Consider the following 24,483-nt stretch of genomic DNA (forward strand, 5'->3'; position numbering starts at 1 on the left):
AGCTTTGGGGCGATCGCATTTACAATGTTGAAATCGATTTGCGGATTTGACGAGTTTGAGTTAGATCTAACTCGCTACAATGGTATTAGAAATTTGTAGCATAATTGTATGGCAAAGCAGGAAGTTCCACTTGCTGGGGAAGAACTCATTAAAGAAGTCTGTCGGCGGATTCGGGTTGCTCGCAGTTATTGGGATGCCCACAACAATGCTGCTTGTCGGGGGGAACGCGATCAGGCGTTAGCTCTTTACAATACCTTAAGCAAGGAACAAAAAGAACAGATTCCGCAAGTGTTGCGCGTGTGGTTACGTTATCGCAGTGAGAAATACTTTGGGGCACACCGAACACCGCCCAAGTCGGCACGAAAATCCAAAACCCAGATCCGTTAACGAGCACATATAAAAATGATTAAGCCTAAAAATTTGTATCGCGGACACGTAATAGAAAAAGTTGGTCACGGTAAAAGAGCGGTATTTCAAACAATCATTAACGAAAAAGAATGGTCTAGCGTGACTGAATTAGAAGTAAAAACCGCAATTGATGTTTGGATTGATCAAGGAATAGAGCCGTAGTCATTGCGCAGATATCTATTTCCTCTTTCCCATTTTACCTCACAATACGGTTCGGTTAAGATCACAACGCCTGCGGCGACAGAGTTAAAAAGGGGGTAAAACAGGGTTATAAGCCCCCCTTTTTAAGGGCTTTTAGGTGCGATGCTCCGGCAGGGAGCCGCCAAGGGCGATCGCATTTAACATAGATTACAGTTTTTATTAATTGGGTGTACATTGGGAATACGAAGAACGCCATAGGAGAAAAACTATGTTTGAGGCAGAAGCCGCAACGCCCAAAGAATCGCGGCTTTCCATTCGGGCAACGGAGCCACAAAAGGCGATACTGGCAGAAGCTGCCCGCGTGCGGCACACGAATGTCAGCCAGTTTGTGCTGCAAGCATCACTTGATGCCGCGAATGCGATTCTTGTGCATCAAACAGAGTTTCGCTTGCCGCCTGAGCAGTGGGAAGCGTTCTGCGAACGTCTTGACGCACCGCCGAAAGTCGTTCCCGCCTTGCAGCGACTCTTTAGCGAACCGGAACCGTTTTAATGCACAGTGAGCCTTTAAACGAGCCTGTTCTGCTTGCCAAACATCACCTGATCGCGGATTTCGATTGCGGCAAGTCGCCACTTAATGATTTCCTGATCAAATACGCTTTGCAAAATCAGGCAAGCGGCGGAGCCAGAACCTACATCCTGACTCGTGCTGATCGCGTCATTGGCTATTACAGCCTTGCCCCTGCGTCCATATCACCGGAGTCGGCTCCCGCTCGTGTCATGAAAGGGCAAGGGCGTTATCCTGTGCCGGTGATCCTGATGGCGCGGTTTGCCATAGACAAAGGCGAACAGGGAAAAGGCTTAGGCAAAGCCCTGTTCCGCAATGCGCTACGTCGCTCCCTGGCGGGGGCAGAAACTATTGGCGGTCGCGCTTTTCTTGTCCACGCCAAAGACGAGGAAGCCCGCGCCTTTTACCTCAAGTTTGGCATGGAAGAATCCCCAACCAATCCCCTGCACCTGCTTTTACTCTTCAAGGACATTCGGCGATCGCTCGAAGCCGCAGGTTAAGTTCTTTATGGGCCAATACGGTTCAGTTAGAGCCAAAAACCTTAATTTTCGTAGGTTGGGGAGGACAGTACCGTGGGCGGGTTTCCCGCAAAGTCTGCCGGGCGGAATCTTCCGTCCGGCGAGCTTTGCGACAGTCGCGCACCTGTCCGTTGAGCCAGCGCGAATGACGGTGACGACAACCGGCTGCGGGAGGGTTTCCCGACAGCCAGGCATCTGGTGAGTCCAGCGCTGCGGGAGGGTTTCCCGACAGCCAGGCGACGGGCGTTCCCGATAGCCGTAAGGCGTGGCGTTAGCCATAGGGCGAACCCGAAGGGCTTTCCGCTCTCACGGCAAGTCTGGCGTTTGAGGAACGTTCGCGCAGCGTGTCCGCAGGACATAAACCAACATTTTCGGGACTTTGTTGGGTTTCACTACGTTCAACCCAACCTACAATTCTCCTTAACTGCTCATCAGTAATGTCTGTTATTGCTCTTTTTCAATCACGGTTCAGTTAAGGCTGAAAGCGTTGATGACAATATGAAAATGAGGAGCTTTGATTTGTCTTCCACTACCTTTTTACGTTTTTTAATGTTGATCTACTTATACCAATTCTCTGTAAACTTGCACTTAATACTTACTCTTTCATTCTTGGCGTTCTTGGCGTCTTGGCGGTTCGTTTAAAAAACATTAAGTGCATATTCATGGAGAATTGGTATTACCACTAACTGAACTGTATTGATATTTCTTGCACAATCTCGCTACCGGATTCCTATACTCAGATCTTGCACGTACTTTTTCGTCCGCCTAGAAATAAATTCAGGGGCTAAGAGCTGAAGTATGCGATTAGCTCACTGGATATATATTTCAGTCCGTTTTAACGGACTTTGGCTATAAGCCTTGAACTTGAGTTCAAGGCATACTCACCGGTAACATGCACGGATTGCTATATATCAGTTAAAATTTGATTCCTGTCGCGATAAAGATGGAATTGACTTGAGGCTGTTTTGATCCCATGTGTAATCTTTCATGTCCCTTGGCCATGTTACTTCATCAGGTGTGGCAATTTTTAGGGTGCCGGAATTGAGTTTGTTATATAAGCCCAAAAAATCACCAATTTCAATATGATTTTTGTCAAAGGTTTCGCGAAGAAGTTCGATTGTAAACATCATGTTATGGGCTTCAAAGCTGCCTTGAGTAAACAAACGCGGAAATATCAAAAATTTTATATCCTTTCGTTTTTGCTTTATAGCTCTTTGGGGTGTTATTCCAAAATTCTCTGTTAATGGATCGCCTTGAATGAAAACCATAATGTAATTTGGACCTGCTACCCATTTTTGATAGCCATTTCCAAAGGTGAAAACATTGATGAGTTGACTAGTGCGTTGCTTCCAAATCTGTTCTTGAATTCGTCGTTGTTTAAAGTCAAACACCCTAGCGTGTTCACAAATAAAATTTGTTTTAGCAAGCTTAATAGCTCTAGCCAAAAAAATTGTACCAAGACTATCGCCTGATAAATTGAGAGGTTTTGAATTGTTTACAGCATAAGTTATCAAAGTTGCTAAATTTTCAATGACTGGACTACCAGATAAACCGAAATAGTCAAGAGCTGCATTAGCCCAGTCAAGGCGTCGGTTAATGCAAGCGACAACTGGACGTTTTTTAAGAAAAGTGGAGTTGTTCATATTGGCGATGCCAGTTAAAAGAGTATCAGCATATCTACGGCTCCTTTTTGAAGATTCTGACTCACTTTGTCCCAGCCCAGAGACAAATACTGCAAAAAGTTCACGCTTATCATTTTCTGGATAATAAGTAATCTCAGATGTAATCATGGTGATTGGATCAAAAGATTCCATCACTGCGTCAAAATCAAAAACTTGTTCATTACCTGGATTTTGGAATTGTCCATCAAATTTTTTATCCGGGAAGAAAGCTTCAAGAGGCCAGCGCCACCAGGGAGATACGATTCGTTTTGCCTTATCTGCATCTGATATCTTCATGAAAGACTCTCCTAAAGTACTGGAATTTAGACTTAAAAAAGCACAAGCGTGATCAAAGCAAGGTGTTTGTACAAGTATAAAAAGAAAAGGAGCCTGTGTTTAAAACAGACCCCTAGGACGATGAGTCAGAAGCATCAGCTTATACTTACAGCATGGCTGCTTTGTATGCCATAAGAACGCTTTGCGCTTACGCCCTTAGCGTCGCTTTTGCGCTTACAAGCTGTAACACTCACTTTCGAGTACTGGCTTCTCTGGTGTAGTGCTGTCTGACCGAAACTAGGGTGTAAGGGCAAAACAAGTAAAAAGAACCAAGTAAAAAGTAAAAAGAAGGAATTTTTTCTTTTGCCTTTTGCCTTTTAACTTTTAACTTCATTTGATAGGGGTGTAGGGGAAAAAGAGAAAATTGTATTTTTGTACACCTACCTCCGGAATAGAAGGGTGCAAGCTCCCACCAATTAAACTACACCCCACACCCCATGCCCCACACCCTTCTTCTTGACTATCGCACTAGTTCTTCTGCATACAGTTCCCAACCCTGGGATTTTCGGTTATTGAATGCTGCTAATCTTTAATGTACTACCAAATATATTTCACATTTGAAATGTTAAAGAACATATGGGAAAATACAAGCGTATTGGCATTCTTACTAGTGGAGGAGATTGCTCTGGTTTGAATGCAGTGATCAGAGCTGTTGTCCATTGTGCTTGTGGAAAAGGTTGGGAAGTGCTGGGAATTCGTCAAGCAACTGTGGGATTAATGGCGCGTCCACCGCAATTCACAAAACTGGAAATCGACCAAGTTGACCCGCTGTTAACTTCTGGTGGGACAATGTTAGGAACCACCAACAAAGGTGATCCTTTTGCTTTTCCTATGGCTGATGGCAGTGTATGCGATCGCTCAGAAGAAATCATTGCAGGCTACCATCAACTCGGTTTAGATGCTTTGATTGGGATTGGTGGCGATGGTAGCTTGGCTATTCTCCGTCGCTTGGCACAACAAGGCGGGATTAATTTAGTAGGTATTCCCAAAACGATTGATAATGATATTGGGATTACTGAACATGCTATCGGTTTTGATACTGCAGTTAATATTGCCACAGAAGCACTCGATAGGTTACATTTTACAGCTGCTTCTCACAGTCGAGTCATGATTTTAGAAGTCATGGGTCGTGATGCAGGACACATTGCCATTGCTGCGGGAATTGCAGGGGGCGCAGATGTGATTTTAATTCCAGAAATTCTCTACACGATTGACCACATCTGCAACAAAATTAAACAGCGCCAAGAAAAAGGCAAAAACTATTGTTTAATTATTGTTTCCGAGGCAGTTCGTACTCAAGAAGGTGAAAGTATCACAATGACAAATCGCTTGGGTCAATCTCGGTATGGTGGTATTGGTCAATACTTAGCTGATCAAATTAGCGATCGCATTGGTGCAGAAACCCGAGTCACAGTATTAGGACACATCCAACGGGGTGGAACCGCTTCACCACTGGATCGACTCGTGGCAGCTGCCTTTGGTGTAGCAGCAGTAAACCTCATTGATGAAGGTAAATATGACTACATGGTAACATGGCAAAATCGCCGAGTTTTTCCTGTACCCATTGCTGAGGCGATCGCTCAGTATAGAGCTGTCAACCCAGAGGATACTTTAGTCAAAACTGCTCGTGGTTTGGGTATTTATTTGGGAGATTAACATTTGTCAAGACGTTGCAGTGCAACGTCTTTACACTACTCAGAAATTGGGGAGAAAATTCCAGGGCATAGGATTTTGCACCAACAGTGAACGACTATAGCAAAACATTATAGTTGACTCTCTAGTTGACTGGAGATTTCACAATAGAGCTACAAACCATAATATGGATAAAATTCTATGCAACGTGTTTCTTGGAAAACTGGGTTTTTTACAGTTACCTTTATCGCACTCGCATCCCTAAGCGCCTGTTCTACAACAACTTCCCAAAATCAAACTCAAGCCCCAAACACCACTGCAACTGAGGCTAGCGACAAGCAGCAGATGAACCACGGTGGTATGAATCATAGTAGTGACATGAATCACAGCATGGATTTAGGTTCAGCCGATGCGAACTACGATTTGCGGTTCATTGATGCGATGACTCCACACCATGAAGGTGCTGTGGTGATGGCTAAAGTTGCCCTGCAGAAATCAAAACGTCCTGAAATCAAAAAGCTGGCACAGGAAATCATCAAAGCTCAAAACAAAGAAATCGCTGAGTTGAAACAGTGGCGCACAGCATGGTATCCCAAAGCACCTAGCACGCCAATGGCTTGGAATACCCAGATGAATCACATGATGGAAATGTCTCCTGAACAATCTAAAGCTATGCGAATGGACATGGACTTGGGAGCGGCTGATAACGACTTTGACTTGCGTTTCATCAATGCAATGATTCCACATCATGAAGCAGCGGTGACAATGGCGCAAGATGCATTGAATAAATCCAAGCGCCCTGAAATCAAGAAACTGGCTCAAAATATCATCACTTCTCAACAACAAGAAATTGCACAAATGAAGAAGTGGCGACAAGCTTGGTATAAGCAGTAATACCCTTTCACAAAAATCCTGATACATTTGACTCCACGGCAGTTGCTCCACTTGGGGAAACCCCAAGACCGCACTGCCTCCCCTACTCCCCCTACTCCCCCTACTCCCCCACTTACCCACTTACCCATATTTATCAACTTTAAAGTAGTGGGAGGAGGGGGTGCGATGCTCTAGCAGGAAGACTCACTCAGGGCGATTGCCCAAAGGGCAGACGCCAGAGGCGTATCGCAGCGGTTGCTTTTTGAGTAGCTCGTCGTATCAAACCTCAGATGATATCAGCATCCAAAGAGGATGTTACAACTACCAATCTTTCTCACAGAGAAGAAACACATAGGCATCCCTCTTTTCCCACAAAAACCCATCTATACCCCAACTCAACCCACCCAACCTCACAGCAACAGCAGGTAGATGTCCAGTCGGAGCTGAGGAATTGAACGTCAGTTCATTGATTTGTAACCAATTTTTATGGACGCGCCATTCTACACAATCACCAAAGGCTTCGTAAATCTTATCGTTAGCTTTGAGATTTCCTCCTACGCTTTTCCAAATGCGTTGTTGAACACTAAATCCAAAGCGACCATTGGAAGATTCTACCCAAAGTTGGTCGATAGCGCGGAGGTCTTCGTGTGGGAAGTTGTGGATAGATGCTACATTTAGCCAACCTTCTTGTTCTCGATTTGTCAGGTTGAGCATAATCCTGAGTGTTTCGTGATCAGCTTCTTTCCATCTTCCAGATACTAGGAGATCGCGCAATGTTGTAGTTAACTTTGGTGTCTTTTGTAAAGTTAGCTGCTGTTGACTCAAGTCTTTGAGCTTTCTTGCTTCTTGATGCTGGTGTTTTTCTTGTTCGAGTTGAGCTAGTAAGCGACGTTCTGTTTCTTGACGCTGGTGTTTTTCTTGTTCAAGTTGAGCTAGTAAGCGATGTTCTGTTTCTTGAAGCTGATGTTTTTCTTGTTCGAGTTGAGTTAAGAGGTGTTTTTCTTGTTCGAGTTGAGCTAGTAAGCGACGTTCTGTTTCTTGACGCTGGTGTTTTTCTTGTTCAAGTTGAGCTAGTAAGCGATGTTCTATTTCTTGAAGCTGATGTTTTTCTTGTTTGAGTTGAGTTAAGAGCCGCTTTTTCCATTTAAACCACAATAACACTCCTACTGCTACTGTCACGACTACTGCAACGCTTATGCTAATGGCAAGCCAATTCATAACCTTTTTATGCCTGTGATAATTTCACGCTGATTTAATTTGTCTGTTGTTAACTATTAAAAACAGAGTTGTCAAGACTGATACCTGATAAATGCTCAATTCCATAGTCAAAATCTCTACCGTCGCTTGCGGGAAAACCATTAGCAGGAACACCAATCAATCCGTTGCAAAGCGCATCAACTTCCTCACATCATCGATTGGCAATCGTAACTCTTTGCTAATTGCTGCTTCCAATGCGCTAAGTTGTGTGACCGGAAATTCAAATTCTAGTTCTTTTAGGGCTTTGGAAGCTGTCTTGACTCTGACTCTAGAAAGATTTTGATGCTTTTTGATTTGAACTGTGATTGATAGTACAAGTGTTGGGGATTGCTTTGCTGATAATGTCTCAACCTTCAACGGATTCGTTGATTGACGAGAGCGCAACAATATGCTATTCATCACAAATCCACTCCCCACCCAAAAAGTCAATCCAAGCAGTGGTAGGAGTAGCCAAAACTCTAATCCCAAAGAACGTAAAATCTTAAACCATCGGGATTGGAGCATAGATTCACTTTACAGATACTAAGCACACTAGGATAAAGAAAAAACAACAGCAGCGATCGCCCTATGTTAATTTTACTGGTGGAAGATGACCCAGCCCAATTAGAACCACTGCGAGCTGCGCTCACTAAAGCAGGACATATTATTGATGCGATAGAAGATGGACAAACAGCCCAATGGCTCTTATCTCAAAAAGATTATGACTTGCTGATTTTAGACTGGATGCTTCCTAAAGTCAGTGGCGTTGACCTTTGTCGGGAATATCGACTAGCGCTTAAAACTGCCCCAGTACTAATACTAACTGCTAAGGATACGACATCAGATAAAGTTTATGGTTTAGATGCTGGAGCAGATGATTATCTGGTAAAACCAGTTGATATTGTCGAACTGCTAGCACGGGTGAGAGCTTTGAGAAGGCGCTCGCCACTTTGGCAAGGAGACAAACTTACTTTGGCAGATTTACATCTCGATTTGAATAACCTGACTATTGAGCGAAATCAATTTACGGCTCAATTATCTGGTCGAGAATTTCAGCTAATGGAGTACTTGATGCGCCATCCTCGTCAAATTCTATCTCATAATCAAATAGAACAGGCTCTTTGGGGATGGGGCACAGAACCAGAAAGTAATGCTGTGACAACACTGGTGCGCCGATTGCGACAGCGCCTGCAAACAGTTGGAGCAAAAGATTGGCTAGAAAATGTTTATGCTATGGGTTATCGGCTTGATGTTCCGGAAAGATGACAAGGGGACGAGGCGAAGCACAGGAGCAGAGGAGAATAATCTTTGACTATTGACTAATGACTAATTATGTTTGTTCGTAGCCGTCGCAATTTGGCATACTTATTTACAATATCGATGGGGAGCATCCTCATCACATTTGCTGGTATAGCATATTACTTCGTTGTTCAACAGCAGCTTCAAGCTTTTGACGACAGACTTTATTCTGATAGCAAAGCTATTGCCAGAACTCCACTGTACAAGCTGTATAACAAACGAGCGCAGTTTGAGGGAAGAGATAATCCAATTCTTGGTAATACACTACCACCAATTAACAATGACTTGGCGTATATTCGGTTGTACACATTCAATGGAGAATTAGTTGATTATACTGGTATGTCTGGTTCAAAAAGATTAACTGTTGCTCCTGGTTTTCAAACTATTAAAATCACTCAAAAGAATCGCAATGGAATTTCTACTACCAAAGAATGGTTTCGTGAACTAACCTTACCTGTTATACAAGAAAATATGTTAATTGGGTATATTCAAGTTGCTGTTTCTCTAACTCCTGTGCGTGAAAACTTGAATCGGGCAAGGTTATTTTTGACAATTGGTTTACCAGTAACTTTAGGCACGATAGGTATTACTGGTTGGTTTCTAGGGGGACTTGCAATGCAACCAACTCGTCGGGCATACGAACAACTACAACGCTTCACTGCTGATGCTTCCCATGAGTTACGCGCTCCGGTGGCTGCTATTTTAAGTAATGCACAAGTGGCTTTGATGCCTCCACAGGATGAATTAGAGCAGCGTTTTCGTCTAGAAAATATTACGGAGATTGCTAAATCAATGAGCAATCTCATTAATAATCTGTTGTTTCTTGCTCGTCAGGATGGACCGTTAGATAACGCAACATTGAAGAGTATAGACCTTGTTGGACTACTGCAACCTATACTCCAAGAGTATCAGCAACTAGCACCTGCACAAAATCTCAATTTTACTTCTCACTTACCTGAGTCACCTGTTACCCTAAAAGCCGATTCAGATTTGTTAAAACAGGCGATTGTAAATTTACTTAGCAATGCTTTTAAGTACACCCTTGAGGGTGGTACAGTTGGACTAAAACTCTTGATACAATCTCACAGAGCCATTATTCAGGTAGAAGATAATGGCATTGGCATTCCTGAAGAAGATTTACCGCATATCTTTGAACGGTTTTATCGCGTAGATACAGCGCGATCGCGTCAAACGGGTGGCTTTGGTTTAGGACTGGCGATCGCCCAACAAATTGTGCAGGCGCACCGAGGACAGATTATTGCCAAGAGTCTTTTTGGGCAAGGTTCAACCTTTCAAATTGAACTACCTCTAAAGTAGAGCGGATAAGAAATTCAATTTTTTTTCCTACCTGGCAAGGACTGACATTTTTTTGTCATACTTGTCCATCACACTAAGAAATAACAAGAATATCACGGTTCTGTTATATGATGTTTAATTTCTCATTCACAATGACTATAAAATCCCACCTCTAATCCTCCACGCTTACGGTAACAAGTGCTAGAGGCGGAGTGGGTTTATTGAACACACTTAGATTCTTTCACAAAACTTAGCACCGCCAAACGTATGATTGCAAAGCGCTCTCAGTTATTTCGGGTACTCATAGTTACCATAGTTGCGAGTCTTGGTTTTGCTGGAGAGGTTACAGCACACCACGGCTATGACACAACCTATGATGTCGGACATCCACGGACAATCACAGGGGTGATTAAAGCAGTGAGATATACGAATCCTCACATTCGTATGCAGCTTCAAACAACTGGAAAGTTAAGGCGAGTTTGGAGGATTGACTTACCATCACCTACCCAAGCCGAACGGCGAGGATTAACCCGAAGCTTTTTGAAGGTAGGAGCAACTGCAACTGTGGTAGGATGGCCGGCTTATGATGGTTCCAACGAAATGGGCGCGTCGCAAATCACAATTGGTGGAAAGACTGTACAGGTGAACTGAGCAAAACGGTACAAAACTTAACAAAAGCAGGGGACTCGAATGATGGATGATCAGCAACAGCCAAACAAAGCCATGCTCAAAAAAAGTTTTGTGCAGGCTGCACTGACTGCGGCAACAATTGCAACTTTCTTAGCTTCTGGAACTGAAAGTGCTAGCGCACACCACGGCTGGAGTGAGTACAACAACGAGCAAACACTCAATCTGACTGGAAAAATCCAGAATGTGAAGTACGATAATCCACACACCACAATAGAAGTGAAAACAGATGATAATAAGGTATGGCAAGCAGTCCTAGCACCACCTGCCCGATTGCAAAGACGTGGGTTAGCCCAAGGGGCTTTGCAGGTTGGGCAGCAAGTGAAATTAGTAGGATACCCTCATCGCACTGAAACCAGTGAAATGAGAGCAGAGCGAATCACTATAGGTAAACAAACAGTAGAACTACGCTGATGAACCTTGCTGATACAAGCTGGTGGTTGTGGTTAGAAAACAGTGCCTTGTCCTCAACAATTCGCCAGTGGCTATGGCTTTACCCAATGATCGAAACAACACACATTCTTGGTTTAGCCATTGTCTTTGGCTCAGTTGCTCTGTTCGATTTCAGGTTACTTGGTTTCTCCCGTCACCTGTTGGTAACAGATATGGCACGATACCTCTTGCCCTGGGCTTACCTAAGTTTTGCGGTTGTCGTGCTGTCAGGTTTTTTCCTGTTTGCAGTAGATGCAACCGAAATAGCAGCAAATCCAGCTTTTCGTCTGAAGCTTCTGCTATTGTGTGCCGCTGGGATGAATGCGGCTTTTTTTCATGGAGTGGCTTTGAAGTCCGTTAAGTTTTGGAACCGGGGTGTGAAAGCTCCAGTAGTGGTTAGGGCGATCGCAGTCATTTCCCTTGTGCTTTGGACTGGTGTGATTATTTGTGGTCGCCTCATTGCATACGTTTAACAGTTATCAGTTACCAGTTACCAGTTATCAGTTATCAGTTACCAGTTACCAGTTATCAGTTATCAGTTATCAGTTATCAGTTGTTACTGTTTACTGTTCACTGTTCACTGGTTTAAGATTTCTAGCTGTAAGTATAAAGGTGATAAACACGAAATTCCAATCAATTCTTTTGGTAAACAGACAAGCAAAATTATGGTTACAAACTGCACTTGTAGCTGTTTTGGTTGCACTTCCCACGGCTTGCGTTGCACAACAGTCAAATCGTGCCAGAGAACTTACCCAGTCTCAAGCTGTCGTTGATGCTCAGGAGTCCAACCGCACTTTTGCAGATGTGCAAGCTTTAGTAAATTTTGGTCCGCGAGTGGCTGGGACACCAGTCATGGAAAAGGCAAGCGCCTATCTGATTGATGAGTATCGCAAAGCTGGCTATGTGACTGAAGTCCAAACTTTTACTTATCCTAAATTTCAAGACTTAGGCTCAAATTTGACTGTTGATGGAGCGACAGTTGAGGGGAAAGCGCTCAATGGTACAGTTCCTGGAAAATTAAATGCGCCACTGGTAGCGGTTCCTAATGTTGGACGCAAAGCTGACTTTGCTGCTGTGAATGTCAAGGGTGCTGTTGCGATTGTCCGGCGCGGTGAAATTCGTTTTTCTGAAAAAGCGAAAAATGCCTCTGCTGCTGGGGCTGTTGGTTTGGTGATTGTCAACAATCAGCCATCGGATGTGTACGGGACACTTGGTGAGGAGGTAAAAATTCCTGTCCTGGCGCTTTCTGGTCAGCAAGGAAATCCCTTAATTCAACGTGTGCAAAGTGTACCCCTGAATATTAGTTTGAATGTGAACGCCCAACGACGTGTTGTCACAGGGCGTAACATTATAGCACATCTTGAAGGTGTAACTGCGCCCAAAATTATTCTAGGTGGACATTACGACTCAGTACCTGGTTCTCCAGGAGCAAACGATAATGCTTCAGGAACAGCAGTTGTCCTGGCTGTTGCCCGTAATCTATCTAATACGCCAACTGCTCGTCAAGCCTGGTTCATCGCTTTTGATGGTGAAGAAGATGGGCTGCACGGTTCACGAGCTTTTGTGAATGGGGCTAACTCACAGTTTCTTTCTGGGCTGAAAGCTATGGTCAATTTCGATATGGTTGGCGTGAACGAGCAGTTAAGAATTGGTGGTACGTCATCTTTAACAAGATTTGCACAAAATCTTGCTCCGCAAGTGAAAACCTTTGGCTCTTCTGGCGGTAGCGATCACGCATCGTTTGCTAATAAGGGCGTGCCAGTCATGTTCTTCTACCGGGGTCAAGAGCCGAACTACCACACACCAAATGATAAAAAGGTAGACCCAAAACTATTAAATGAAACAACTCAAATAGCGCTGAATCTTGTTAAGCAAATTGTTAACGCTAACTAGTTTTGTGGTTGAGGAAAACGGCGCTTGTCTCCAATGATTCTGTGTCAAAACATCCTCATTTATAAAAAATTTACTAGGAAATCTACAATGTCCTCTGTTTTTTCTTTGAAGAAGTCTCTCACTAGTTTGTCTTTGGTCTCTCTGGGAGCTGCAACGGCTCTGTTGGGGGCACATTTTATGCCTACAAATCCAGTACTGTCTCAGCAAGCAATCGCTCAATTGCCTTCTGCACCAATTGGCAACACAGATACTAATTTTGTTGCTTCTGCGGTAGAAAGAACCGGATCTGCTGTGGTGCGGATTGACTCTACGCGCACTTTAAGAAATCCATATACGAATGGTAGACGGGTGGCAAGAGGTACAGGTTCGGGGTTTATTATTAGGTCGAATGGTCTGATTCTGACAAATGCTCACGTTCTTGGTGGAGCAGATAGAGTAAGTGTAACTTTGAAAGACGGTCGTAGCTTCACAGGTCGAGTTTTAGGGCAAGATAGATCAACAGATGTGGCAGTAGTCCAAATACAGGCTAATAATCTCCCTGTGGTCAGTCTTGGTAATTCCGACCAGTTGAAACCTGGAGAATGGGCGATTGCCATTGGTAACCCTCTAGGTTTAGACAACACTGTGACAGTCGGCATTATTAGTGGAACAGACCGTTCTAGCCGTGCTTTTGGTTCCCGAGGTCGGGGAGTTGGGTTTATCCAGACAGATGCTGCAATTAACCCTGGTAACTCAGGCGGACCACTGCTGAATCAACGAGGGCAAGTCATTGGTGTGAATACTGCTATTATTCAAGGTGCCCAAGGACTGGGATTTGCAATTCCGATTAACTTAGCCCAGCAAATTGCTAACCAATTGATTGCTCAAGCGGCGGCTTAATTGCTCCCGTTGTGCAATGCAATTCGATGGAGTTTCAATCTGCTAGATAAATCCTCGCTGATTCATTCTGTAACTATCGTTCTGAGGAGCCACTGCGCCCAGGCGTGAATAAGGGCGCTGCCTCTGGTTTGCGCCCTACCCTGCACCGAAGCCCTATGCCTGCGGCACGGCTGCGTCTATCGGGGATGACCTATGCCCTGCGGGCACGCTTGATTTTTCTATATTTGTTATTCAATGGGACAATAGTTCTTTGCAATTGTATTTTGTAATTAATTTTAGATGACTACGCCTCTACAAGTTTTCGTCACTGGTGCAACCGGACGTACTGGTTCACTCGTCTGCCAAAAATTGCAACAACATCCCCAGCAGTTTACTCTTCGGGGATTTGCCCGTAATAGTGAGAAAGTTCAGCAATTGTTCGGTACAAAGGATAACTTTTTCTTTGGCGATATCCGCGACCCAAAAACTCTCATAAAAGCGTTAGAAGGTTGTTCTACTTTGGTTATTCTCACCAGTGCGACTCCCCAGATGAAAGGAATGCCACAACCGGGGATGCGTCCTGAGTTTACTTTTCCTAACGATGAAATACCGCAAGTAATTGACTACCAGGGTCAGGTTAACCAAATTGATGCTGCAAAAGCATCTGGAGTGAATCATATTGTGCTGGTCGGTTCAATGGGTGGCACGAATGAAAATCACCCGCTTAACAGTCTTGGTAATGGCAACATCTTGATTTGGAAACGTAAGGCAGAACAGTATTTAATTGATTCTGGTATTGACTATACAATTATTCGCGCTGGGGGTCTATTAGACCAACCGGGAGGAAAACGAGAACTCCTGGTTGGTAAAAATGATACCATGCTGATTAATCCACCAGACGGGATTCCCACTTCAATTCCGCGTGCAGATGTGGCAGAAGTGGTCGTGCAAGCTTTGTTGGAACCAAACGCTAGAAACAAGGCGTTTGACTTGATTTCTCAACCAGAAGACGCGCCTGGTACTGTAGTGACCACAGATTTTGTAGCTTTGTTTGCACAAACGACGCCTGGATTGTAGTAAGCACAGTTGTTGCCTTCTGCATCAATCGTAACGCGATTGATGCAGGTTTATGTAATTATTCCGTATGCAAAAGCCGAAGTAATTTTTTAATTAATTACACCGCCACAAGCTGTATAATTTTCTCAGTGTTAGAGCAATGAGAAGCTCAACAGCAACGTGCGTTTTTTTGATAATTCCGGACATTTGGTTGCGATACGCGTTTGGCGTCTGCCCTTTGGGCAATCGCCCTGAGTGAGTCTCCCTGCTGGAGCATCGCCTCTCACCTCAAGCTGACATCTGTTATACGAGTTGATCAACCTCTAAACATTATCGGTCATTCTGAGCAGGTTTATCGTCTGATTTCTAACTTAATTATCAATGCGATTCAATACACACCCAAAGGCGGGAAGATAACTATTGTCTTAGATCGAACTGAACATTATGCTGTTATTCAGGTTGAAGATACGGGGATTGGTATTCCCCAAACCGAGCTTTCTCGAATTTTTGATCGCTTCTATCGGGTGAATAGCGATCGTTTAACGCCCAAGCAATTGTTCAAGCGCACCACGGCAACTTGAATGTGCAAAGCGAATTAGGCAAAGGTAGCACTTTTACAATTCTATTGCCTTTTGATGTCACTCCGTTTGAAGGTGTTCGTTCTATTTATCGATTCAAATGGCTGTCTCGCCGTCCACGTAAATTTTAATAAAAATTTTAAGTAAAATTTTATATTTTTCTTGTGTATATCATCTACCCACAGCACCAACGATATTTGCTAGTCTAAAACTAGTGGCAAAGCATCAAAACAAAACTTTATTATTGAAAAAAATAACACGCATTATGACGACTTTTGATACGAAAGTAACTCGAACCTATAGCCAAGACGATATACAGCAGATTCTCCATCTGGCGATCGCTCGTCAAGCTGACGATAACAACAAAGAATTTTCCTACGAGCAACTGCTAGAAATAGCTGGAGAATTGGAAATCTCCATAGACACACTTAAACAAGCAGAACAAGACTGGCTAGAACAACACGGAGAAATGCTACAACGACGAGCTTTCAACGCTCATCGTCAAGGTAGATTCAAAAAGCGTGTTGGTAAGTATGCAATTGTTAACGTCTTTTTATTATCTCTGAATCTACTTGGTGGTGGTGGTCTTTCTTGGTCACTATATATCTTACTCTGCTCTGTGTTTGCAGTAGGTCTTGATGCTTGGAATACTTTCCAAATCAAAGGCGAAGAATACGAACTTGCTTTCCAAAGATGGCGTCGCAAGCATCAGGTGACAAAATTCTTTAACACAGCCGTGAGCAAATGGCTCAAGGCGTGGCGCATTTAGTCACCAGTCACAATTGCAAACATCACCCGTTATTCAAACAGTTACCAGTTACCAGTTATCAGTTATCAGTTACCAGTTACAACAGAAAATACGGCTCTGTTTCTTTTGTTAACTGTTTACTGTTCACTGTTCACTGACTCGGCTGTTCACTGTTCACTGTTTTTTCCTTTACGACCGAATGCAAAAAAGGAGGTACCATCGTTCCAAATACCTTGCTCTGTCACTAACGCTTCTAATTGAGCATCAAATTCAGCCTTGATTTCTTGTAGTTGCTCTGATGGAAGCTGGAACAGAGTGTTAGAGAATTTGGGGGCTGGATAGGAATTTATAGTCCACCTTTGCTTTGCCTCCTCTAAACTAATATAATTACCATACTGCTCGGTTTTAATATCAATCGCTTCAAAACCAGATCGCTCAAGCAGGTTGTGACATTTTTCAGCTGTATCTGCAGTTGTAGCTGTTGGCTGGCTGAATTCTTGCAAAACGCCATACTTTTCAAAAATCTTCTGCCAAATAACAACTCCAACTAAAGCTGCATCTGCAAGCGCATGAAAACCAACTAACCCATTAGGTTTGAGAAATTGCATCCATTGGCGTAATGTGGCTTCCATATCTGTCATCAACGGAAATGCATTCGCGCACAAAATTCGCTCAAAACTGTTTGCTGGAAAATTTAGTGCTTCAGCATCCGCAAGCTGAAGTTCAACATTGCTTAGACTTAACGCCTCAACCTTGCGCCTAGCAAGAGTTAGCATCTGGGTTGAAATATCCACACCGACGATTTTACCAGAGGACCCAACTCTTTGAGCAACTTCAATCGCAACATGACCTGTTCCAGTCGCAATATCCAAAACGTCATATCCAGGGCTGATTTGTGCGTATTCAACCAGACGATGAGCAATCTTTAAATGCCATTGACTTTCATCATAGTTGTGACTTCTCCGATTATACACATCCGCTATCTGCTGCTTGTAGTCATTTAACTTAAGTTGTTTAGCCATTAGAGGTTTGAAGTGAGACTGTTTTTTAGAACCTAGACTCATGATAAATGCTGTTTGGCAAGTGCGACACTTGAGTCATGCTGTAATACAATAGACCTGCCTCAAAAATCTACTTTTATTCTTCCTTGTGAGCTTTAGCTGATGAAGTCTCCAACAAAAGTCAATTTCTTGGAACATAAAATCACAGATAGACACAAATAAATTATCTGTATTTATCTGCGTCTCTCTGCGGTACAAAAATCCAGATAGCTAGTTACATCTACCATACAATAGAACAAAATTACTCAAAGTGAATCAAAAGAATCAAAGCTTTCCATTTCATTTAATTCTAGCAGTTTTAATTCTTTTTTTTGTCATAAAATTATTCGTTAATAAGCCTGTAATTCCAATTTTTGGTTTTCATGGCGTTCTTCCGGCTAATACTCCTACTTCTCAATTGCAAAATATGCACTACCCTGAAAAAGAGTTAGAGAAAGTATTAGAGCATTTCGTGAGTAATAACTACTGGTTTTTAACCACTCAAGAGTTATATGATTATTTTATCAAAAAACATAAAAAAGTACCAAAAGAACATTCCAATCAAAAACCAATAATGATTTCATTTGATGACGGATATCAAACAGTACACACGAACTTACTACCGATTTTGTCTAAGCTTGAAAATAAATACAGTCAAAAAATCAAAGTAGTCTTGTTTATCAACCCAGGCATTATGGAACGAAAAGAAAGTACTTCTACTCACTTAGACTGCCAGGATTTACGAGAAGGTTTGAAAAAAGGTTTTTATGATATTCAATCTCATGGCTTCAATCATAAAAACTTAATGACATTGAGTCGTCGCGAGTTAGTTAAAGAACTTCAGCAAGCCCAGATTAAACTGAGACAATGTACCCAAGATTTAGATCCACAACAGCAAGTAGCGTCTCATCTGGCTTATCCTTACGGAGCCTCTAATAAACAGGTGCGATACTATGCATCTAAATATTATTTATCAGCGTATCTATACAATGACAAAATACTTGATTACGACTGCAAGCAAAACTACTATGAAATTCCTCGTATTCCAGTTAATCGACAAATGCCATTTCAACAAATGCTGGAAATAGCTGAAGGTTTTCAGCAAGACAAGAGTTTACAAAAATGTGAAGTACAATAGGCGTAATGAAACATTTTCAATCAACTTTGAGTATGAAATAAATAATGTATTACAGCTAAAACATAGGAATTAGGATGAGATTTTTATGCAAGAAAAGACTGTTAACCTAAAACGCGCCTACGCCTTAGATGCACTGCGTGGATTTGCAATTTTGGCAATGGTCTTATCAGGCACTATAAGGTATAAGATTTTGCCAGCTTGGATGTACCATGCTCAGGAGCCGCCACCTACCCATACATTTAATCCTAATCTGCCTGGGTTAACTTGGGTAGATACTGTATTTCCAATTTTCTTGTTTTGTCTGGGAGCAGCTATTCCTTTGGCGCTGTCGAGTCGTCTTGCTAAAGGATTTACTACAAAACAAGTTGTTTTATATATTCTTAAAAGAGGATTTCTCTTAGGAATCTTTGCAATACTACTTCAACATCTTAGACCATATACAATAAACCCAAATCCAACTGAACAAATATGGTGGATAGCTTTGTTGGGTTTTTTTATACTCTTTTTGATATTTGTTAGGTTATCTGTAAACCAACATTTGAGGCACTATATAAAATGGCTTTCTCTGAGTGCTTTTATCGCAGCAATTATCTTTATCTCTTTTATTCAATATCCAGATGGACGTGGATTCTCACTTTCAAGAAGTGATATTATCTTAATCGTTCTGACAAACATGGCGGTTTTTGGTTCACTTGCTTGGTTGATTACCAGAAATAATTTGTTGCTACGTCTAGGATTGTTAGGCTTATTGATTGCTTTACGGCTATCGGCTACTGTTAAACAAAGTTGGATTGCTATACTTTGGCACGCTTCACCAGTCCCTTGGATTTTTCACTCTGAATATTTACAGTATTTGTTTATTGTTATTCCTGGAACAATTATAGGAGATGTCATTCTAAACTGGCTGCAAACTCCTACTAAAAATGAGGGAGATGAGGAAGTTAAATTTTCTTGGAAGAAGGTACGTTGTTTTGGCATCATTCTCATGATGTTGAGTCTTTGTTTGGCACTACTCATTGGCTTGCAGGCTAGGTGGTTATGGCAAACAACATCACTGAGTTTTGTTCTTTGTTCAATAAGTTGCTTTTTATTTGTCAATCCAGTAACTGACACAGAAAGGTTGCTGAAATCATTTTACCAATGGGGAATTTATTGGTTGGCGCTTGGCTTGCTTTTTGAACCGTTTGAGAATGGGATAAAGAAAGACCCTTCAACGTTGAGTTACTACTTTGTCACCACGGCGATCGCACTTTTTCTCCTGATTACCTTCACCATACTCCTAGATATCTTCAAACAGCGAAAACTTCTGCAGTTGCTCATAGACAATGGACAAAATCCAATGATTGCCTATGTAGCATTTGCCAATCTTCTCTTGCCTATTCTGAGATTAACTCACATTGAACCGTTGATTCTAGAGTTTACAAATACCCCCTTGACAGGTTTTTTCAAAGGTGTCATTTATACGTTAGCGATCGCCTGTCTTGTGAGTCTTTTTACTAAGTTGAAGCTCTTTTGGAAAACTTAATCGTTAAATATACTGCTTTAAGAAAAATTTAATTGTTCTTTTTTTTACTATAAATCGGTTATTATAATTTCGGGTAACTCAAATCTTGCACCTCATCCATAGTACGCCTGCCTTGAACTCAAGTTCGGAAATTTCTTTATTGGCGGACGAAAATTATGGTGCAAGATTTGAAGTAATAAATTAACAATAACAAAAGCTTCAACGCTTCAAACTGTGCTATTAGGAGATGCATCAATGGCAATTATTTTAAGAGTGACGACAAATACGACTTTCAAGCAGGACTGGCAGCAACAATCATCAAATTTAGCACCACAAGATAAGTACGCAGCCACAGCAGGTCAGCAACTTCGCGTTACGTCCATTGACCGTAATACTCAAAAATATGGTGGTGACAACTGGCTAGTCACTTTTGAGCAACCACTTAAGCCAAATCAAGGTACAGCTAAAAGTACTTGGTACGTTTATGCACCTCATGTACAAGAATTATCAGGTGTTCCATCAAATTCAATCACTCTAAGAACAAGGACAAGTACAACTTTCAAGCAAGACTGGCAGCAACAATCATCAAATTTAGCACTACAAGACAAGTATTTCGCTCAAGTAGGTCAGCAATTTCGCGTTTCATCTATAGATCGCAATGCCTCCAGATATGGTGGTGACCACTGGAAAGTCACATTCGTGCAACCACTTCAACCCAATCAAGGACAAGCCAAGAGCACTTGGTACGTTTATGCACCTGATGTACAATTATTCAGCAATGTATCAACCTCACCTTTCCTCAGAGTCAGAACAAGTACAACTTTCAAGCAAGACTGGCAGCAACAATCATCAAATTTAGCACTACAAGATAAGTACGCAGCCACAGCAGGTCAGCAATTGCGTGTTTCATCTATTGATCGCAATGCCTCCAGATATGGTGGCGACCACTGGAAAGTCACATTCGTGCAGCCACTTCAACCCAATCAGGGACAAGCCAAGAGTACCTGGTACGTTTATGTGCCTGATGTCATATACGAATCGCCTGTCTCTCAGTCTGACAGGGGGACAGTGCCTAATCAGATCAACATCATCCAGTATCTGCGGCAGCAAATACAGGGGAACACCTCTATTAATAAGCCTGTAACAGAAATGAGTCTGCTTTCTCCCTCCTGGATTTATCTCATCTGCTTTCTGTGTACCTCTGCGGTTCGTTTTAAAAAATTTTGGAAAAGTCAAGAAAAATGAAAATGAAACCACAGATGAACCTTACCCGAGAAGAGCATCTACCTATCTGCATCTGTGGTTTGAGATTATAGTTCCACTATAGGGTGGGCATTACAACGCCAGCCCTTTCAACGCGAACAAATGAACTAGGATTTTGAAATCTAAAACCCTGTGCCAGTCAGGAATCTGAGGTACAACTTCGATGTATCCTCAAGATATAAGGGCGAGTTTGGGTGTCAAGATGCTACGCTCCATTTTTGAACAATTTGTCCAAGAAAGTCCAGTAAGTGTAATGGCACGAGGATTAATGGAGCGTGTATTTGCCCCGGAACGGATGGATAAATTATTTGAAACTCACGCGAAAGTACAGCACCAGCAAGAATTACTATTTTCCAGCCAAGTAGATTTGATGAGTTTGGTGGTGTGTGGAATTCAAAAATCGGTTCATGCCGCCTATAAAGCCAGAGCAACAAACCTGATTGTGAGCACCACAGCACTATATAAAAAGCTCTGCGGTGTAGAACTGAGTGTGAGTCAAGCATTGGTAAGAGAAACAGCGAGCGATTTGCGAGTGCTAATTGAAATCATGGGTGGAGAACAGCCAAATCCACTACCAGGATATCGGCATAAAATTGTAGATGGGACTTGTTTGGCTGCTACAGACCATCGATTAGATGCAATTCGTTTATTTGCAGCTAAAGCTTTGCCAGGTAAAGCAATAGTTGTATTAGATCCACTATCAAAACTGGTAATAGATATTATTCTTTGTCAAGATGGTCATGCAAATGAGCGGAGTTTATTTGATAATGTGCTGTCTGGTGTACAACCAAACGATGTTTGGACTGGAGACCGGAATTTTTGCACAGCCAAGTTTCTGTGGACGATTGCACAGCAAAAAGCTTTCTTTGTGATTCGGCAACATGGGTCTTTAGGTTGGACAGAACTGAGCACCTTAAGAGCTTTGGGTCAAACCGATACAGGAAATCTTTTTGAGCAGTGCATCGAAATTTGTTACGAGGGAAATCGTTTAAAATGCCGACGAGTTGTGCTGAAGTTGTTTGTGCCAACACGAGACAAAGAATGGGAAATAGCGATTTTGACAAACTTACCCTTAAGCCACGCTGATGCGGCAAAAATAGCCGAGTTATATCGTAATCGTTGGAGTCTAGAAACCCTTTTTCAAACCGTAACTGAAAATTTTAACGCCGAAATTCAAACGTTAGCCTATCCTAAAGCTGCCCTGTTCTCGTTTTCGATGGCGTTAGTAACATACAACATTCTCGCCACTCTAAAAGCCGCCTTAGGAAGCGTACATGGCATCGCCAAAATTGATGCAGGTTTGTCTGATTTCTACTTAGTAGATGAAATTCAAGGCACATATCGCGGGATGATGATTGCTATTCCATCCCAGCAGTGGGAAATATTCAGGACATATTCTTTAGACCAAATGGGACAACTTTTACAACAGCTGGCGACTGGCGTGAATCTCAAACGTTTTCTCAAAGCCATAAGAAGTCCGAAGAAAAAACGCCAACCTTTAATTGTTGATCATAGACATCGTCATGTTTCGACTGCACGCCTTTTAGATATCTATTGAGATAAGTAATCTTTTTTTGAGCCTGTCGCAGCGAAGCGGTTCGCAGCGCGTTGCGGGGGTTCCCCCCGTTGTAGCGACTGCGAACCCGAAGGGTGAGTGACCGCCACGACAGGCGATGCCGCTTCACTCGCTATTTTGATAGCGGCGGTCGCTCAGCGACAGGCAACGGGGGGAGTCCTGAGGGAGGGCGCAGCCCCCCTCGTGCCTCCTGGAGACAACTCGAGCATTTCCGCTTGTTCGCTCATCACACCTTTTGCTCACGCCTAAGCGAAGTTTCTACTGTCGATGGCGATCGCCGATTTTTAGTCTCAACTCCACTCATAACTCTCAGAGTTAACACACGCTAAAATTGGTCGAAAATATCTATTTTCCTACTCATCTGCAACTTGTGTCATTGGAATGACTCACTAGTTCATTTGTTCGCGTTGAAAGGGCTGGCATTACAACGCCCACACTACTTGAGAGATTACCAACCAGCCACAGCTTGCGCTATGGCTTCATGTGCTTTTGCAAAAGACTGCTGGCGAACTTCATCACCTCCACTGAGGTTTTCCACATTAATGTATGTAATGTCTGTAATTCCAAGAAATCCAAAAATCGCGCTGAGATAGGGTTCCTGATAATTGTAGGGTGCAGCGAAGCTTCCTGGAGAAAAGTCACCACCACGAGCCGTGATAATCAGCATCTTTTTACCTTCAACCAGCCCTTTAAAGCCACCTTGCTCGGTTACAGCGACGGTGCGACCAATGCGAACAATCTGGTCAATGTAAGCTTTGAAGGTAGAGGGGACATTGAAATTATACATCGGCACACCGAAGACGTAGCGGTCAGCCGCAAAAAATTCATCAACTAAGGTGTTTGACAATTCAATTGCCTTAGCTAGCTCAGGTGTGTGAGTATCTGGTGGTGTAAAAGCAGCAGCGATCCACGGCTCGTCTACATGAGGAATTGTATTATGACCAATATCCCGGTAGGTGACTTTATCTGCGGGATGGGCATTTTTCCAAGCTGTGATAAACTCACCAGAAAACTTGCGGGAGAAAGAACGTTCTCCACGAGGACTAGAGTCAATATGTAAGATATGTGCCATTAATCAATTTCCAATAGCAAACAGTAGATTTGGGATTGGTGACTGGGTTCGTTGATTACGCAGAAACGCAACTACGAACCAGTCCTTATTTGTCGTTCAACTTTTTATCCGTACTAACTGTAAACTATGTCAAGTTAAAATGAGAAGTAGGCACTTTCAAGAAACACGCTTAACAGGGAACGCTTAACAGGAATGTTTATGAAAAAACGCAGCAGTGGAGTCAGGCAGAAAAATTAACCTCAGAAGCACTCCAGTTAGCGCAACGAAGTAACGCAGCCGATAGCGCCTATCTTTGGCAGTGGCAGTTGGGACGGGTGCTGAAAGCTCAAGGGAAAAACACAGGTGCGATCGCAGCTTATAAACAAGCAGTCGCCACAATCAAATCTCTGCGAACAGATTTAGCGGCGGCGAGTCCAGATTTACAGTTTTCTTTCCGCTATGCTGTTGAGCCAATTCACCGTCAACTCGTCGGACTCTTGGTGAACTCGAATAAACCCGATGACTTGAAGGTGGCGCGGGATGTTATTGAAGCATTACAATTGGTCGAACTGGATAACTTCTTCCGGGAAGCATGTCTGAATAGAAATCCAGTTCAGATCAGCCTTTTTTCTCTCCCCCTACTTCCCCTACCTCCCCTACCTCAATAGAAAATTTCTTAACTGAACCGTATTGC

The 24,483-nt window shown here is 42.8% G+C and carries 24 protein-coding genes and 2 pseudogenes; 21 read left to right on the forward strand and 5 right to left on the reverse strand.

All coding sequences use genetic code 11. The annotated features are described in order from the left end of the window. Window positions 1-108: 108 nt before the first annotated feature. The 4 genes from DP114_RS19635 to DP114_RS19650 all read left to right on the forward strand — a co-directional run bounded on the left by DP114_RS19635 (window position 109) and on the right by DP114_RS19650 (window position 1,614). On the forward strand, window positions 109-387 hold the full coding sequence (locus DP114_RS19635; RefSeq protein WP_169266939.1) for a Precorrin-3B methylase: 279 nt from the start codon (window positions 109-111) through the stop codon (window positions 385-387). A gap of 15 nt (window positions 388-402) precedes the next feature. Next, the gene (locus tag DP114_RS19640; protein WP_169266938.1) at window positions 403-570 is read left to right on the forward strand and encodes a hypothetical protein; all 168 of its coding nucleotides are present in this window, start codon (window positions 403-405) and stop codon (window positions 568-570) included. A 202-nt stretch (window positions 571-772) separates the two neighbouring features. Beyond that, window positions 773-1,099: a type II toxin-antitoxin system TacA family antitoxin gene (locus DP114_RS19645; protein WP_169266937.1), complete on the forward strand. Its 327-nt coding sequence runs from the start codon at window positions 773-775 to the stop codon at window positions 1,097-1,099. After that, entirely contained in the window at window positions 1,099-1,614 is a 516-nt protein-coding gene (locus DP114_RS19650) for a GNAT family N-acetyltransferase (protein ID WP_169266936.1), read from the forward strand. Before DP114_RS19645 ends, DP114_RS19650 begins: the two co-directional genes overlap by 1 nt. 929 nt (window positions 1,615-2,543) lie before the next feature. Here the strand turns inward: DP114_RS19650 and DP114_RS19655 are convergent. Further along, window positions 2,544-3,590 carry a hypothetical protein gene (locus tag DP114_RS19655; RefSeq protein WP_211178796.1) on the reverse strand — a complete coding sequence of 349 codons (1,047 nt, stop codon included), beginning with the start codon at window positions 3,588-3,590 and terminating at the stop codon, window positions 2,544-2,546. A 615-nt stretch (window positions 3,591-4,205) separates the two neighbouring features. Between DP114_RS19655 and DP114_RS19660 the strand changes: the two genes are divergently transcribed. Both DP114_RS19660 and DP114_RS19665 read left to right on the forward strand, forming a co-directional pair. Continuing rightward, window positions 4,206-5,285 carry an ATP-dependent 6-phosphofructokinase gene (locus tag DP114_RS19660; RefSeq protein WP_169268897.1) on the forward strand — a complete coding sequence of 360 codons (1,080 nt, stop codon included), beginning with the start codon at window positions 4,206-4,208 and terminating at the stop codon, window positions 5,283-5,285. Window positions 5,286-5,462: 177 nt separating this feature from the next. Beyond that, window positions 5,463-6,155 (forward strand): DUF305 domain-containing protein, encoded by a 693-nt coding sequence (locus tag DP114_RS19665; protein WP_171976916.1) that lies wholly within the window; start codon window positions 5,463-5,465, stop codon window positions 6,153-6,155. Window positions 6,156-6,455: 300 nt separating this feature from the next. Here the strand turns inward: DP114_RS19665 and DP114_RS19670 are convergent, their stop codons facing one another. Together DP114_RS19670 and DP114_RS19675 are read right to left on the reverse strand one after the other, a co-directional pair. Next, window positions 6,456-7,352 carry a GUN4 domain-containing protein gene (locus DP114_RS19670; protein WP_172195249.1) on the reverse strand — a complete coding sequence of 299 codons (897 nt, stop codon included), beginning with the start codon at window positions 7,350-7,352 and terminating at the stop codon, window positions 6,456-6,458. A gap of 156 nt (window positions 7,353-7,508) precedes the next feature. Continuing rightward, the gene (locus DP114_RS19675) at window positions 7,509-7,895 is read right to left on the reverse strand and encodes a hypothetical protein (protein ID WP_171976918.1); all 387 of its coding nucleotides are present in this window, start codon (window positions 7,893-7,895) and stop codon (window positions 7,509-7,511) included. 63 nt (window positions 7,896-7,958) lie between these two features. On the opposite strand from DP114_RS19675, the gene rppA reads away from it, so the two are divergent. The 10 genes and pseudogenes from rppA (at window position 7,959) to DP114_RS19725 (ending at window position 16,238) form a co-directional block, all read left to right on the forward strand. After that, window positions 7,959-8,636, forward strand: a complete 678-nt coding sequence (gene rppA, locus DP114_RS19680) for a two-component system response regulator RppA (protein WP_169267556.1) — start codon at window positions 7,959-7,961, stop codon at window positions 8,634-8,636. 66 nt (window positions 8,637-8,702) lie between these two features. Beyond that, window positions 8,703-9,986, forward strand: coding sequence for a sensor histidine kinase (locus DP114_RS19685; RefSeq protein WP_171976919.1), 1,284 nt, complete (start codon window positions 8,703-8,705; stop codon window positions 9,984-9,986). Window positions 9,987-10,232: 246 nt separating this feature from the next. Further along, complete coding sequence (locus DP114_RS19690) at window positions 10,233-10,616, forward strand: DUF6152 family protein (protein ID WP_171976920.1); 384 nt, start codon at window positions 10,233-10,235, stop codon at window positions 10,614-10,616. A 39-nt stretch (window positions 10,617-10,655) separates the two neighbouring features. Next, a complete protein-coding gene (locus tag DP114_RS19695; RefSeq protein ID WP_246162593.1) occupies window positions 10,656-11,066 on the forward strand; it encodes a DUF6152 family protein in 411 nt (136 codons plus the stop codon). Then, a complete protein-coding gene (locus DP114_RS19700; protein ID WP_171976921.1) occupies window positions 11,066-11,557 on the forward strand; it encodes a DUF6644 family protein in 492 nt (163 codons plus the stop codon). The genes DP114_RS19695 and DP114_RS19700 overlap by 1 nt, the downstream gene beginning before the upstream one ends. 139 nt (window positions 11,558-11,696) lie before the next feature. Beyond that, on the forward strand, window positions 11,697-12,977 hold the full coding sequence (locus tag DP114_RS19705; RefSeq protein WP_246162594.1) for a M20/M25/M40 family metallo-hydrolase: 1,281 nt from the start codon (window positions 11,697-11,699) through the stop codon (window positions 12,975-12,977). An 87-nt stretch (window positions 12,978-13,064) separates the two neighbouring features. Further along, a pseudogene (locus DP114_RS19710) lies at window positions 13,065-13,853 on the forward strand (trypsin-like peptidase domain-containing protein); the annotation flags it as partial. 282 nt (window positions 13,854-14,135) lie between these two features. Next, window positions 14,136-14,912 carry an SDR family oxidoreductase gene (locus tag DP114_RS19715; RefSeq protein WP_169267561.1) on the forward strand — a complete coding sequence of 259 codons (777 nt, stop codon included), beginning with the start codon at window positions 14,136-14,138 and terminating at the stop codon, window positions 14,910-14,912. 230 nt (window positions 14,913-15,142) lie between these two features. Then, window positions 15,143-15,600: pseudogene (locus DP114_RS19720) on the forward strand (sensor histidine kinase); the annotation flags it as partial. A gap of 134 nt (window positions 15,601-15,734) precedes the next feature. After that, a complete protein-coding gene (locus DP114_RS19725) occupies window positions 15,735-16,238 on the forward strand; it encodes a 2TM domain-containing protein (RefSeq protein ID WP_169267562.1) in 504 nt (167 codons plus the stop codon). A gap of 146 nt (window positions 16,239-16,384) precedes the next feature. Here DP114_RS19725 and DP114_RS19730 read toward each other — a convergent pair whose 3' ends face one another. Next, window positions 16,385-17,239 (reverse strand): class I SAM-dependent methyltransferase, encoded by an 855-nt coding sequence (locus DP114_RS19730; protein ID WP_171976923.1) that lies wholly within the window; start codon window positions 17,237-17,239, stop codon window positions 16,385-16,387. Between the two features lie 289 nt (window positions 17,240-17,528). On the opposite strand from DP114_RS19730, the gene DP114_RS19735 reads away from it, so the two are divergent. The 4 genes from DP114_RS19735 to DP114_RS19750 all read left to right on the forward strand — a co-directional run bounded on the left by DP114_RS19735 (window position 17,529) and on the right by DP114_RS19750 (window position 22,720). Further along, a complete protein-coding gene (locus tag DP114_RS19735) occupies window positions 17,529-18,395 on the forward strand; it encodes a polysaccharide deacetylase family protein (RefSeq protein ID WP_171976924.1) in 867 nt (288 codons plus the stop codon). A gap of 85 nt (window positions 18,396-18,480) precedes the next feature. Next, window positions 18,481-19,920 (forward strand): DUF5009 domain-containing protein, encoded by a 1,440-nt coding sequence (locus DP114_RS19740; protein ID WP_171976925.1) that lies wholly within the window; start codon window positions 18,481-18,483, stop codon window positions 19,918-19,920. A 234-nt stretch (window positions 19,921-20,154) separates the two neighbouring features. Beyond that, window positions 20,155-21,144 (forward strand): hypothetical protein, encoded by a 990-nt coding sequence (locus DP114_RS34450; protein ID WP_216669923.1) that lies wholly within the window; start codon window positions 20,155-20,157, stop codon window positions 21,142-21,144. 181 nt (window positions 21,145-21,325) lie between these two features. After that, the gene (locus tag DP114_RS19750) at window positions 21,326-22,720 is read left to right on the forward strand and encodes a transposase (RefSeq protein WP_246162595.1); all 1,395 of its coding nucleotides are present in this window, start codon (window positions 21,326-21,328) and stop codon (window positions 22,718-22,720) included. Between the two features lie 466 nt (window positions 22,721-23,186). On the opposite strand, the gene DP114_RS19755 is transcribed toward DP114_RS19750, so the two are convergent. Then, window positions 23,187-23,810: an FMN-dependent NADH-azoreductase gene (locus DP114_RS19755; RefSeq protein WP_171976926.1), complete on the reverse strand. Its 624-nt coding sequence runs from the start codon at window positions 23,808-23,810 to the stop codon at window positions 23,187-23,189. A 314-nt stretch (window positions 23,811-24,124) separates the two neighbouring features. On the opposite strand from DP114_RS19755, the gene DP114_RS19760 reads away from it, so the two are divergent. Beyond that, entirely contained in the window at window positions 24,125-24,457 is a 333-nt protein-coding gene (locus DP114_RS19760) for a hypothetical protein (RefSeq protein ID WP_211178659.1), read from the forward strand. The last annotated feature ends 26 nt before the right edge of the window (window positions 24,458-24,483 follow it).

Origin of the sequence: Brasilonema sennae CENA114 (assembly GCF_006968745.1) — a bacterium.
Taxonomy (GTDB): Bacteria; Cyanobacteriota; Cyanobacteriia; order Cyanobacteriales; family Nostocaceae; genus Brasilonema; species Brasilonema sennae.